This is a genomic window from Flavobacterium sp. IB48 (genome assembly GCF_016405855.1).
GTDB classification, from domain to species: domain Bacteria; phylum Bacteroidota; class Bacteroidia; order Flavobacteriales; family Flavobacteriaceae; genus Flavobacterium; species Flavobacterium ginsengisoli.
In genome coordinates this window covers 47,729-60,279 of the sequence record NZ_JAEFCA010000008.1, presented here as the reverse complement: position 1 = coordinate 60,279, position 12,551 = coordinate 47,729, and the positions used below count along the sequence as shown (strand labels likewise).

Annotated in this window: 12 protein-coding genes; 4 read left to right on the top strand and 8 right to left on the bottom strand. The window is 34.0% G+C overall.

Features of this window, described 5'->3' with window-relative positions:
• The 7 genes from JC605_RS20130 to JC605_RS20100 form a co-directional block, all read right to left on the bottom strand.
• Positions 1 to 2,472 carry a TraG family conjugative transposon ATPase gene (locus JC605_RS20130; protein WP_198857894.1) on the bottom strand — a complete coding sequence of 824 codons (2,472 nt, stop codon included), beginning with the start codon at positions 2,470 to 2,472 and terminating at the stop codon, positions 1 to 3.
• A gap of 32 nt (positions 2,473 to 2,504) precedes the next feature.
• Positions 2,505 to 2,819, bottom strand: coding sequence for a DUF4133 domain-containing protein (locus tag JC605_RS20125; RefSeq protein ID WP_198857893.1), 315 nt, complete (start codon positions 2,817 to 2,819; stop codon positions 2,505 to 2,507).
• A gap of 12 nt (positions 2,820 to 2,831) precedes the next feature.
• Positions 2,832 to 3,116 carry a DUF4134 domain-containing protein gene (locus tag JC605_RS20120; protein ID WP_223704658.1) on the bottom strand — a complete coding sequence of 95 codons (285 nt, stop codon included), beginning with the start codon at positions 3,114 to 3,116 and terminating at the stop codon, positions 2,832 to 2,834.
• A gap of 178 nt (positions 3,117 to 3,294) precedes the next feature.
• Positions 3,295 to 3,756, bottom strand: a complete 462-nt coding sequence (locus JC605_RS20115) for a hypothetical protein (RefSeq protein ID WP_198857891.1) — start codon at positions 3,754 to 3,756, stop codon at positions 3,295 to 3,297.
• Positions 3,757 to 3,954: 198 nt separating this feature from the next.
• The gene (locus JC605_RS20110) at positions 3,955 to 5,148 is read right to left on the bottom strand and encodes a hypothetical protein (RefSeq protein ID WP_198857890.1); all 1,194 of its coding nucleotides are present in this window, start codon (positions 5,146 to 5,148) and stop codon (positions 3,955 to 3,957) included.
• A gap of 56 nt (positions 5,149 to 5,204) precedes the next feature.
• Entirely contained in the window at positions 5,205 to 6,074 is an 870-nt protein-coding gene (locus tag JC605_RS20105) for an AraC family transcriptional regulator (RefSeq protein WP_198857889.1), read from the bottom strand.
• A gap of 335 nt (positions 6,075 to 6,409) precedes the next feature.
• Positions 6,410 to 7,015 carry a hypothetical protein gene (locus JC605_RS20100; RefSeq protein WP_198857888.1) on the bottom strand — a complete coding sequence of 202 codons (606 nt, stop codon included), beginning with the start codon at positions 7,013 to 7,015 and terminating at the stop codon, positions 6,410 to 6,412.
• Positions 7,016 to 7,346: 331 nt separating this feature from the next.
• On the opposite strand from JC605_RS20100, the gene JC605_RS20095 reads away from it, so the two are divergent.
• From JC605_RS20095 to JC605_RS20080, 4 genes are all read left to right on the top strand, one after another.
• On the top strand, positions 7,347 to 9,020 hold the full coding sequence (locus tag JC605_RS20095) for a helix-turn-helix domain-containing protein (RefSeq protein ID WP_198857887.1): 1,674 nt from the start codon (positions 7,347 to 7,349) through the stop codon (positions 9,018 to 9,020).
• 77 nt (positions 9,021 to 9,097) lie between these two features.
• A complete protein-coding gene (locus JC605_RS20090) occupies positions 9,098 to 9,274 on the top strand; it encodes a histone H1 (protein WP_035628595.1) in 177 nt (58 codons plus the stop codon).
• Between the two features lie 520 nt (positions 9,275 to 9,794).
• Positions 9,795 to 10,367: a hypothetical protein gene (locus JC605_RS20085; RefSeq protein WP_198857886.1), complete on the top strand. Its 573-nt coding sequence runs from the start codon at positions 9,795 to 9,797 to the stop codon at positions 10,365 to 10,367.
• 319 nt (positions 10,368 to 10,686) lie between these two features.
• Positions 10,687 to 11,718: a hypothetical protein gene (locus JC605_RS20080; RefSeq protein ID WP_198857885.1), complete on the top strand. Its 1,032-nt coding sequence runs from the start codon at positions 10,687 to 10,689 to the stop codon at positions 11,716 to 11,718.
• A 588-nt stretch (positions 11,719 to 12,306) separates the two neighbouring features.
• Here the strand turns inward: JC605_RS20080 and JC605_RS20075 are convergent.
• Complete coding sequence (locus tag JC605_RS20075; protein WP_198857884.1) at positions 12,307 to 12,549, bottom strand: helix-turn-helix domain-containing protein; 243 nt, start codon at positions 12,547 to 12,549, stop codon at positions 12,307 to 12,309.
• Positions 12,550 to 12,551 lie beyond the last annotated feature (2 nt).

The following is a 12,551-nucleotide window of genomic DNA, read 5'->3' as shown; positions in this document are numbered from 1 at the left end:
TCATTTAATTCCATTTCTCATATCCTGAGCCATTGCGGCTATTCCTTTCTTTATGTCCCCGCCAAACTTCTTCGCGTAGGCATTCATTTTCACTTTCTCGCTTTCCTCTGTCGTGTACGCCAGATATTCCTCGAGCGAAACTTCGGTTCTGTAGACCTTTGAAAGCATCCCTCCCAAGGAGATAAACACTTCTTTGTATTTCCTGGCTGGATCATTGGATTTATTTACAGAAAGTACAAGTGCCTTTTCTTTGTCTGTAAGTCCCAGCAGCTCCTGAATCTGGTCAAACTTATTCTGATATTTGCTCTGGTCCAGAAGGATCTTGCAGTCGCTGTTGTTGATAATAGCCTGCTTGACCACAGGTGAAGAAATAATATCCTCCACCTCCTGAGTTACCACTATTGCTTCCCCAAAAAATTTACGCACAGTCTTAAAAAGATACTTTATGTAATCTGCAAAACCTTCCTTCATTAGTGCTTTCCATGCTTCCTCAATAAGTATCATTTTTCGGATACCCTTAAGTTTTCTCATCTTGTTTATAAAAACTTCCATTATTATGATGGTCACTACTGAAAAAAGAATTGGATGGTCTTTGATATTATCCAGCTCGAAGACAATAAACCTTTCGTTTAGAAGGTTCAGATTTTCTGTCGCGTTCAGCAGATAATCAAACTCGCCTCCCTTGTAATAAGGCCTGAGCACATAGAGAAAATTATTGACGTCAAAGTCCTTTTCCTTTACTTTATCGCCTTCCAAAATTGAGATAAAATTCTCTTTCAGGAAATCATAGAAGCTGTTAAAACAGGGAAATATCTCTGCATTAATATCCAATTTCTCGTAATACAGCTGCAGGGCATTTGAGAGTGCTACATACTCGCTCCGGTTAAAGGTTTCGTCGTCTTTTTTCCAGAGTGCAAGCAGAAGCGTTTTAATGCTCTCTTTTTTCTCCGTATCCAGACTGTCTCCTTCTGAAATATAAAATGGGTTAAAACGGATAGGATTCTTTTCATCGTAAGTGAAATAATACCCGTTTACCATATCGCAGAGCCCTTTATAGCTGTGCCCAACATCCACCAGCACAATATGCGTTCCCTGCTCGTAATAGCTTCTCACCATATGATTGGTAAAAAAGGACTTGCCGCTGCCCGAAGGTCCCAATATAAACTTATTGCGATTAGTGCAGATTCCCATCTTAACAGGCTCATCGCTGATATCAACATGAACTGGTTTTCCAGTCAGCCTGTCTCCCAGCCTGATACCGCAGGGACTCAGCGAAGATTTATATCCCGTTTCCATATTCAGAAAGCATACCGCCTGTTCCGTAAAGGTGTCGAAGGTGTCATTCATGGGAAAGTCCGCAGCATTTCCCGCCATTCCAGCCCAATAGATCTGAGGAGCTCCGACAGTTTCCTGCTTCGCTGCCGCATCCATCTGCGCAAGAGCTGATGAAACTTTATTTTTAATCTCTTTTAGCTCTTCCTTATCCGTGCTCCAGGCCAGTACATTAAAGTGGGCTTTAACCGGAAGCCTCTGCTGTGATACTGCCTCGTTCAGGAAATCATTTGTCGCATCCCTGGCAATCATATTCTCGCGGCTGTAGGCAGAGAGTGACTGCAGTCTGAGTCGCTTGCTTTCCAGCTTTTGGATGGTTTTCTGTGAATCCTCAATGAAGATATACTGATTGTAAATATGATTGCAGGATAAAAGCTGGCCAAGGGTTGAAGCAAAACCAATGCTGAATTTGGTTTTATCAGTAGAATAACGGTCAAAATTAATTCTTGATCCGCATAATCCGGGCAGATCAGCCGCATCACCAAGCGTAAAGAGCTGGCAGTGTTTATCCCCTACTGCTAATCCTTCATCAAACCTGATATCCTTAAAAACAAATGAATCTTCACGCTCTGATAAAAAACAATACTTTTCCACCAGCCCGATTCTTCTGCTCTCGCTTCTAAGCGATTCATTTTGCAGACGCTCCAGCTTTATAAATCCGCTGTCTTCCATAATTCTCTTAAACTGGCCACAGGTATCTGCAAAATCCTGCAGAAGCTGGGGTTTTAAGGTTTCCTCGGGTACTATGGAACTTCTAAGCAGATTAGAAAACAATGAGGTTGCATTTCTTCTTCCCGCCGGTTTCTTGGTCAGCATGATATAACAGGAATGATCCAAAAAAGGTCTCTCGTTAAAGAAACGCTCGCTGCTTCTGGTCAGAAAACTGCTGTCTTCACTTAAAAAATCAGCTTTATAAGCACTTTCTAAAAACCAGTCCTGTTTATGAAAAACACAAAACTTCGGCAGCACCTTTAAAGCCTTTATCCACGATTGGTGGAAAGCTTCATACTCCTGGTCTGACAGCGTAAAAATTTCAGGCAGTTCTGCCTTAAAAACTATAGTTACATCGCCCTGTTTTGATAAAATACAATCATGCTCCACTGCCATAACCGGCAGCAGATCTTCCATCCTCTTCTCCATCCTCTCTCCATTATATCATTAACGCTCTACAGCTATAACTTCATAAAAACTGCTCTGCTGTAAACTTTAATCCACTTCGGAATCTGTTTTTTAGCCAGAGCCTTCATCATGCCGTATTCTCCGTAGGTATTACTCATTCTGTATATTTTAAAAACAAGAAAACCTCCCGCCGTTCCAATAAAACCAATGCATATCAAGGAAGGCACTCCAATTATATACAGGGCAGCAAACAGAATCATAAGACCTACAACACCTCCGCCCAAATACCAGATGTACTGCGCTTTAAGTCCCTTAAATTCTATACTCTGATTGATTCCTTTATTGATCGAATAAACGCTGTTACTCATCTTCTCTATCGTTTAAACCCCGAAAAAGGATTTAATTACAGTAGCGACTACCACCAGAAACACACAGCTTCCAAACCATGCTGCCGCCACTTTTCCTGTATCAGGATCTCCGGCATTCCATTTCTGGTATACTTTTACTGCTCCTATCAGCCCGAGGATCGCTCCTACTGCATACATTAACTCAGTGCCGGCATCAAAGTAACTTCTCACTTTCTGGTTGGCTTCATTAATTCCCGCCACACCATCCTGGCTGTAAATAACATTACTAACCAGAATCATCAGGAGCGACGATCCCATAGTTCTAAATCTTCTAATAAGACTTTTTAATTTCCATCTGCATTTTTTCATCACAAATCATTTTTAAAGTTATTCTTTATAAAAAGAAGAGGAATACCACCGTTGCAGCTCTATTTTTCCTGTCACATAAAGCCATACCGCACCAGAGAGAACGGGGAATATTCCTCCTCTGAATTTTTTAAAATACCGGTCCTTCCCAAAGACTGTCTGCCTCACTGAGCGTTAAAAGCAGATCGGGATGCTTTTGAGATTCAAAGACCATTTGTTGGTTAATGTTTTCTTTGAGGGAGGAAATTTTGACATAAGGATATTCATCCAGAAGCATTCGCAGGTAGTTTTGAAACTGCTGTTTTGTTAGTCGTTTTTCTGCACTTTCTTTAACTGCTTCTTTGATACGCAGCGATAGATTTTCTGCATCTTCAAGGGTATCAAAAGATTTCGGAAATGAATCGGATATCGATTTTATTTCCTGTAAATTTTTAGAAGTTTTTTTTAGAAATGGTATTTGCAGTTTCTTTTCACCTGATAAGATTTTTTTTAAATCACGACTGTGAAATTTCAGTAAGATTATTAGATACCAGAAAAGTATAGCAATACCAGCCGCGGTCAGATAACTGCCCCATGAAATATTTGTAAACATAGCTCCTCATTTTATCGTTCAACATTTTATCCTCCTCTATGAAAATCACCATCCGTTAAATTTTGATGGGATTTATTCTACAGGTCAAAGGAACGATAAGAATAAATTTTCTACAAGTACAACTTTTCTGTACCCTTTTTGTACCCTTTCAAAATGCCCGAATTTAAAGGGTTGTCAGAATACACAAGACAATAAAATCTAGTACGTTTTTATCTTACGGATTATTTTTTCAAGACTTTCAATCGCAATTTCCTTATCACGCTCTTCTGCATTATATGATTTGCTTCTCACTGACTGGTAAGAAAGATTTCTTTTTACGGGAGTAGAAAGATAAGGCACTATACTTTTAAATAGGTAATTCATAGACTTGGCCTTAATAATTCTCGCCTCATCTGTAGCCCTTAAAATAAGTCCAATCTGATCTCCTGAAAGTATACATTCAAGTTTTGAATCGGCTTGCTCTACAAATTCACTCCCGACAGAAGCATCAATCTGTGCCTGTATTAGAATTGCAGCCTTTTTTTCAGCAAATCTGATTTCGCTGGAGAACCAGTATTCCAAAAATGAGATAAGATTCTGTTGAGATGGATTAAAGGTTAATTTTAAATCTGCGTTTATTTTAGACAGTTTCTTGCAGAAGTAGAGCAGCTTTTCAAGTCTTTCAGATAAATTCTCAAAACCTTCTAAATACATGCCTATTCTATTAACCAGTCTCTCGGTATATTCTCTGGAATTAAAATTCATTCTTATAAGCATACGATCAAGATTTGAAAAACCTTCAGATTCCGTAACTTGATCATTTAATTTTTCAAGTTCCATCATTATTTCTCGATAATACAAAATCTGGCGATAGGTATACTTGCTCTTTCTGCTGTTTTGAAGTGGCGCAGCAAGAAGATCGACAACAAACTCCAATTCTAAATCATTCTCCCCAGTATTTTCTTTTTTTTTAATCAGATTCTTTAAAACCTCGAGTGCTTCTTTTTTCCAAATTGAAAAATAGCTGTAAGACACCCTTTGGTCCAAACTCATAAAGGACGAATATCTGATTTCTACAAATGACAGCAAATCGTCCAGGGAACTAACGATCAGGTCAAATATTCTAAAAAATTCAGGAGAATTGAATTTTTCGATCATTCTTATTTCTACTACGCTGTCTATTAAAAAAACCAATGAAGAATGGTATTTTCTTACAAGAAGTCTAATCTGCCTTTTACTTTTCAGTTCGAAAAAAGAATCTTTAATATGAATTTTAATTTTTTTTGATTCAGATACTATTGTTTTTCTCAAATTCTCCAATTCATATTCCGATACTTTTACAGAAGAATTATCAGCATCAAATGAATTTATAATCAACGAATCAAACCATTCCAAAGGATACATTTTAATCATCGTCTTCTCGTTTTAATTAAACAATCTCTGGCAGAATAAGGAGCTGTGTTGGCAGTTTATTTTTTATTAGAACGAAATTCGGTTGGCAGCATACCAGTATGTCTTTTAAAAAATACGCCAAAGTTTTCAGCGCTGCTGAATTCTAATTCATCGGCAATATTAGCCACGGAATAGCTTGAGTCTGTAAGAAGATTTTTTGAAACATTGATAAGAGCTTCAATTATAAATGCTTTAGCTGTTTTACCTGTGCTTTCTTTTACCATCTTATTCAAATGTCCTGGAGTGATAAATAAAGCTCCTGCATAAAACTGAACATGATGTTGTTTTCTCAAATGTATTGATAATAGAGTCAGGAATTGTATTACAATGCTTTCCCTTCTTGAAAAGTCAAGATTTAAGTCGGGTTTATATTTCGAATGTATAAACCTGAGTTCATATATAAATAAATTAAAGCATATCCGGCGCAGCTTACTAATTACTTCCGGTTTGTCATTGCTGTTCTGCAATACATACATTAATTTGTAAATAAGTGACAAAACTTTAAAATCTGTTTCCTGAAGACTAATCTTTCGATCTGATTTTAACATTAGAAAACTAAAAGCATCCGAAAGCTCTTTCTCATAACAATTATTAAATGCAAAATCAAAATTTGTCCTTACAAGATATAGCTGGATATTATCCGTGGCTTCAAGTCTGGTGCAAATGGAATTAAATGGGATTATTAATAAATCTTTCCTATTAACTATATTAGTTTCGTCATGAAATCTGATATTCATTTTACCACTTTTGATTAAAAGCACTGAAAAATTTGAAACGGAAAATGGGACCGGTACAATATTTTTTGCCCTATAGTCTGTAATGTAGACTACATCAATACCATCATTTTCAATGCTTTTAATCTCAGTATTTAAGATTTCTCTAATCATTTTTGCTCTTTTAGTTTAGATCTCCTTTTAGATTTCATCCTTGAAAAAATATTCCATCCATGTAAAAAACTGGAAATATAAATTAGACAAACAGCAGACGTATAAGATATACGCCGTTAATCTCGGACTCTCAATTATATTGTCCTGGTAAAGTACGTACTGAACCAGCTGATCAGCAGCAAAAAGCTTCATTATAAAATAAAGGCTGCAAAGATTAAAAAGGAACAATAAAATATAAAACAAAGCTCTCTTTTTCATAAATCAGATAGATTAGAAAATTATTAATCAACTATATTAGTAGGAAGTAATTCAACTTCAATTACGTCGTTACGTCATTAATGTCTGGTACTCTTACTGGTGGTGGATGTCTCCCAATCTCTGTCCTTTCTGTCCTTTTCACTAAATAAAATTGCTTCCGAAATTGAGGAAATAGATAAAATGGATTCCTTTTCTCCTGTTAGAAGTGTTGAATCTTGTCGTTTTGAAATCTCATATTGAATTATAAAATCATCCACAATTTGGTACTGCTGGCCGCGAAGATTTCCAAGATTGACTATATACCCCTTCAGATCAAGTTTCAATGATGATCCCAGTATACTTTCATCAACAATAATAAATAATGTTGAGACAGGATCCTCCGTAGAAGAAATTGTATCTAAAGCAGAACTGCTTTTCTCAAAAGTCTTTAGTTCATTTCGCCCATGTTGGGCTTTTAATACTGAAATGATCCTTTCTTTTAATTGGGCAGGAACTAGAAGTACATAATCTCCGGCCGGAACTTCCTTAAAGTTTTCCTCTAAAGCAGACCCATTTTTAAAATCTGCAGTTTCCTCTTTGCTGATTGCTTGGCTGGAAACCAATCTTAAATCAGAATTGTCAAAATCGTCATTTGAACATGAACCTAAAAAAATAATTAAACCAGTTAATAGTAAATTTTTCATAATGCAAAATGGTTTGGTTAATTGAGAACTTGTCTCAGTCCATTTTACCCGGGCCAGCAGAACTTTTGCTCAGTACTTTACTGAATCTTTTGCTGTTGAATTCAAGGCAAATCTAAATTGCAAAAAATCATAAATCAAGAACATGTATGTGGATTTTCGGAAAATCCACTGTCGATTTCCATGAAATCAACAATGTATTTTTCTTACATTAAATATTGAAATTCAAATAATTACAGTATTTTTGAAAGCTGCTCTCCAATGGCCTCTACATTTTTTTTATTAATCTGATTTATGCTTTCATCAGAGCATAAACTCAAAATTTCTATGTATTATGAAATGTAATTTATCGGTACTGTTACTTCTATTTATAATTAAATCTTTAACTGCCCAGAATACTCAGAACAGAATTCCTGATTCCCTTATTTTTAAAAGTTATGGATATCTGGATGATAAAATTTATCAATACAAAAATGACAGCCTGAAAGCATCTCCATATTTATATGCCTATTTAAAAAAAGCGCGCAGGGAAAAGAATCATGAAGAGTTAGTTAATGCATATCAAAATATGCTGCATCAGTCACCTATGATTCTCCGTTTAAAATACGCAGACAGCATGATACAGACAGCTGTAAAGTCAAGAAGTAATGAACTGATCGGATCTGCTCAGCTATCCAAAGGAATAGTCTATTACAGCCAGAAAAACTATGTAAAAGCATATGATTGTTATATAACTGCAAATGAGAACATTTCTAAAACTGATAATGATTACCTGATCTATAAAACTAAATATCACATTGCCCAGATTAAATTTTACCTCGGATTTTATGATGAAGCCATTTCTCTTTTTAATGACTGCATTGAATATTTAAAAAAAAATCAGCCCCGCCCCTATTTAAATTCACTGCATTCACTTAGTGTTTGTTACAATAAGATTGGAGATTACAGTAAATGTTCCGAAACTAATGCATTTGGAATTAAAGAATGTGAACGGCTTAATATACCAGAAATGGAATTATTTTTTAAGCACTCCGAAGGAATCAACCAGTTCTTTCTAAATAATTATCATACTTCGATTCAATTGCTTCAGGAAGTCATGCCGCAGTTAAACAGCATGACAGAATTTGCAAATGAATCAATCGCTAATTTTTACATTGGAAAAAACTATTGGAAACTACAGCGTCAGGCAAAAGCAGTTCCTTACTTTAAAAAGGTGGAAAAAGTATTTATTGAGAAAGATTACATTCGTCCGGATTTAAGAGAAGTTTTTGAATTAATGATTAAATATTACAAGAAGGAAAATAACCTGAAATCCCAGCTTTATTACATAGACCAGCTTTTAAAAGCGGACTCTGTATTAACAGATGCAAATACGTATCTAATGGGAAAAATCCATAAGCAGTATGATACGAAGGAAATTCTCATTGAAAAAGAAAAAATACAGCAGCAGCTTGTAAAAGCGAAATATTATGATGTTATTTTGATCAGCGTTGTTGTCGTTCTATTCTCCGCTGTCATTTATGGGACCTATAACCACTTTGAAACTAAAAAGCGCAATAAGATCAAATTTGATCTGCTTCTGAAAAAAAATGAACAGAGCAGCTTACAGAAACAGGCAGCCGATAAATTCGAAATAACCGATATTTCGCCGGAAACTGTACAGCAGATAATAAGACACCTTGAAAGATTTGAAAGGGATAAAAAATTCCTGCAAAAAGAGGCAACACTAGCCACTTTAACCGTAAGGTTTAATACAAACAGCAAATACCTTTCAAAAGTGATATACCATCGCAGCGGCAAGCGTTTTGCCGATTATATCAATGACCTGAAAATTGATTATCTGGTGGAACTGCTGCGCAACTCAAGCATGCATAGAAATTACTCCATAGGATCTCTGGCGGAGGAAGCCGGTTTTACTTCCACTCCCCGATTCACAAATGCATTTCACTCCAAAACAGGAATTTCGTTCAGTTACTTTCTTAAAGAGCTGAAGAAAGAGAATTCATGAAAATATTTTTATAATAATACCGTTTTCATTTAAGGCAAAATTTTACTTTTGCCCGATTAATTTAAAAAAATTGTATAATGAAAGACCTAGTTGCAAAAATCAACGCTGAAATCGAAACATTTAAAACAGAATCTGAAGCTTTAGCGGAAAAAGGAGTTAAAGCTGCCGGTGCTAGAGCCAGAAAATCATCATTAGAAATTGAGAAACTTTTAAAAGAGTTTAGAAAAGTTTCTATTGAGGAGTCTAAGAAATAATTTTCGGCAGTCTTACTTACTTTTAAAAGAAGAGAATGGGGTTTTTAAGCCCCATTTTTTTAAGCTATTTTTTATAATGAATGCTAGTTTATACTTTGTAAAGGAACGATAGCATTGATTTTTTGAAGCAGGATCATGAGGCTTTTTCAGCAGGCAGCCTCTCCCGCTTTGCGCTGTAATCTTTTATGCCGAACCTTGGTAGAAAAGGATTTCCGCTTCAATCGGGGCGGGATAAAACATTCTGTTTTTTTTTATAGAATCTAAAAATAAGGATAATAGGACTGAACTTTACATAGTAAGCTGTAAACTTACCAGTACCGTTCTGGTAATCGGCGGGTGTCGTCATAGGTATACATCGCTGTTGCGATGAATTTGCATATAGATTTAACGTACGTTAAGTACTGGCGAGCATTTTAACCTTACATTTATTAATTCTGATGAAAGGTTAAGTTATAAGGACTTAATAGCTTAAATATGATCTATTATATCTATATTTATTTTTTAAAATAATCACAGTTTAATGACGACAACACAAATTATAGCAGCAATAATATCAAGTTCAGTTCTTTCGGCCGCATTGACTTCTTTTGTTAATTGGATACTGCATAATTCTAATTATAAAAAAGATTATTACAAGAAAATCTTGGAGAAAAGATTTAATGCATTTGAGAAAGTACAAGATCTAGCAGGAAAACTTAGCTTTCAAACTCAACTTGATAATAGTGTAATACCAACAATATTTTTTGATAAAGAATATTATGATCAATTTATAATTTCACTAGCAACAACAATCGACTCTTCATTTTGGTTGGACATTTCAACATCATCTAAACTAACAGAATTGAACGTTTTTCTTCTAAACAACATTACGAACAATATTAATTATGATTGGGATATTGATCAGATGAACCAAAAATATAATGAATTAGGTACTAATCATTTAGAAAACATTCGATTATTTCGGCAAGAGATACAAACCTTAGTTAATAAAGAACTAAAAAATCTTCATAAAGTAGAACGTTTCTTTAATAATAAAATCGAATTAGAAAAATCTTTCCCAGTTTTGAAATCAAAATTTACCAATAGTAATTAAAAGTTCTTTTTATATATAATAAAAAATCTTCTAATTGTGAAACCAACACAACATATTCAAGAAAGACTTAATAATTAATCTTTAAAGAAAGTTTTTGTAGAAAAACTACTTCAAGAAGAATTGGATGCTTTAAATCGTACATCTGCTACCGAGAAAGTTCCTAAAGCAGAGACAAGTTCGTTGGCAGATAAGACAATTAGCGGGAAACAAGAGAAAACATATTTAAATAGTAAAATAATCAGTTATTTCAATTGTAGAGAATGAAAAAATTGTGATTTTATATGGAAAATCCTTATGTTTGTGAACTAACAACTTTTCCATGAACGACTTTAAAACCGAATTAAATCAGTTTTTTGAATCAATTGAATCTATACCTGACAAGAAAAAGTATTGGTTAATAAGGACAGAAGGAGGTGAATATTTTGAAAGCTTTACAAATTTTAATTATGTAGCTTTAGGGTATGATGAAATATTGTATTCGAAAATATTCGATTTAAAGAAAACTGCTAAAAACCTAGAAGATTTTAAAGTTAAATTAAAAGCTCACATCGATACTATTCTTCCCGATCGAGCGCCCGGTTTAATAGCTAGTCAACTCACAAAATTTATATACGAAGTAAATAAGGGTGATTTAGTAATTGTTCCTTCCGAAAATTCAACGTACATTTCAATTGGGGAAGTTACAGATTCTAATTTAATGGAAGTTACAGATCTGATGGTCAATAGAACCGATTGTCCTTATAGAAAAAGAAAATCAGTGAGGTGGATAAAGACAATAGATAAAAAATCAACAGATTTATTACTTTATCGTGCTTTACAATCTCATCAAGCAATAACAGATGTTACAAAACATGCTAATATTATTGAAAGATCTATTGGAGATTTTTATAAGCTAGATGACGAAACTAACTTAATTATAAATGTCCAGAGGGAAACAAATGTTCCCGCTCCCGATTTAATGTTCTTCGGTAGCGATTTATTAAAGTTTACAAGAGACTTTATTGAGCACTACGATTTAGATTTTGACATTTCTGATATTGAGATTAAAATAAACGTTAATTCAAAGGGGAAAACACAATTTTTGTCGAAAAATGGAAGATTAATTCTTTTACTTGGTGTGATTTTTGTTGGTACATGTGGAGGTGGTTTCAAAGTAAAATGGGAAGGTTTCGATTTAGATTTATCCACTGATGGGATAATTTCTAAAGTGATTGATTATCAAAACAATTATCATGATAGAAAAGTTGTCGACGAATTTCTAAAAGCAAGAGACACATTAGAAATAGCAAATAACAAAGATTTGATTAGATATTTAAAACAATTTTCTACAAATAAGGACAAGCCTAAATAACAATTAATTAAATGAAATCATGAGCAATATTCTAAATGCAATGTCGGTTATTTCCACTTTCGCAATAGCACAGGTTCTAGTTTATTTATTTTTTAATATTTTTTTCTTCAAAATCTCAACGCTTAATAGATATGTAGTTTTTAATATTCAAATAAAACATATTTTATATTTTAGTATTACCTCTTTCTTATTATGGAAATATACTGAATTTTATCTTCCATACGGGAAATAACAAACTATGTAAAAATCCAGCTTATCAAGTTGGATTTTTTATTTTAATTTCTTCAATAAATTTTCTGTAGGCATAGACACGATGTATTCTACTAAGTTAATCATCGTAGACAATTCTTCTCGTGAATTAAATGTCATCTCTGAAACATTAATACAATTTGACATTAATATATTCAATTTTAACTAGCATAGTTGCGAATTCGTGAGTGATTTTATATTTAACAATATTTGGCTGTGTAGAATTTGCAATTAAGGAAATACTATAATCACTTTTATTTTCCAATTTTCCAATATAATCATTTTAATACCTATTCTAAATTTTTACTGAGTTAAAAAAGATGTCGAAGCATCTTTTATTTATTCCTTTTCTAAGTCAAACTTAAAATTGAACAATTCTTTAGGTTCAATATCAAGCCCCTTTGCTATTGATATTATTGTTCCTAAGGATGCTCCGTGTTCGCCGTTTAGAACTCTGTAAACCTGCTTAAGTTCAATTTTTCCAACAGAAGCAACAGTCATGACATCCTTTTTATTATCATCCATTACCCTTTGTAAATTCTGACCAAACGCTATATAATATTTTTTTCTAATCTCCTTCATAG

Excerpts from the sequence above, each read along its gene's own strand:
- JC605_RS20100 (WP_198857888.1), bottom strand. The coding sequence starts at position 7,015 with ATGAAAAATTTACTATTAACTGGTTTAATTATTTTTTTAGGTTCATGT.
- JC605_RS20090 (WP_035628595.1), top strand. The coding sequence starts at position 9,098 with ATGAAAGACCTAGTTGCAAAAATCAACGCTGAAATCGAAACATTTAAA.
- JC605_RS20115 (WP_198857891.1), bottom strand. The coding sequence starts at position 3,756 with ATGTTTACAAATATTTCATGGGGCAGTTATCTGACCGCGGCTGGTATT.
- JC605_RS20125 (WP_198857893.1), bottom strand. The coding sequence starts at position 2,819 with ATGAGTAACAGCGTTTATTCGATCAATAAAGGAATCAATCAGAGTATA.
- JC605_RS20095 (WP_198857887.1), top strand. The coding sequence starts at position 7,347 with ATGAAATGTAATTTATCGGTACTGTTACTTCTATTTATAATTAAATCT.
- JC605_RS20105 (WP_198857889.1), bottom strand. The coding sequence starts at position 6,074 with ATGATTAGAGAAATCTTAAATACTGAGATTAAAAGCATTGAAAATGAT.
- JC605_RS20080 (WP_198857885.1), top strand. The coding sequence starts at position 10,687 with ATGAACGACTTTAAAACCGAATTAAATCAGTTTTTTGAATCAATTGAA.
- JC605_RS20085 (WP_198857886.1), top strand. The coding sequence starts at position 9,795 with ATGACGACAACACAAATTATAGCAGCAATAATATCAAGTTCAGTTCTT.
- JC605_RS20120 (WP_223704658.1), bottom strand. The coding sequence starts at position 3,116 with ATGGGATCGTCGCTCCTGATGATTCTGGTTAGTAATGTTATTTACAGC.
- JC605_RS20075 (WP_198857884.1), bottom strand. The coding sequence starts at position 12,549 with ATGAAGGAGATTAGAAAAAAATATTATATAGCGTTTGGTCAGAATTTA.
- JC605_RS20130 (WP_198857894.1), bottom strand. The coding sequence starts at position 2,472 with ATGGAGAAGAGGATGGAAGATCTGCTGCCGGTTATGGCAGTGGAGCAT.
- JC605_RS20110 (WP_198857890.1), bottom strand. The coding sequence starts at position 5,148 with ATGATTAAAATGTATCCTTTGGAATGGTTTGATTCGTTGATTATAAAT.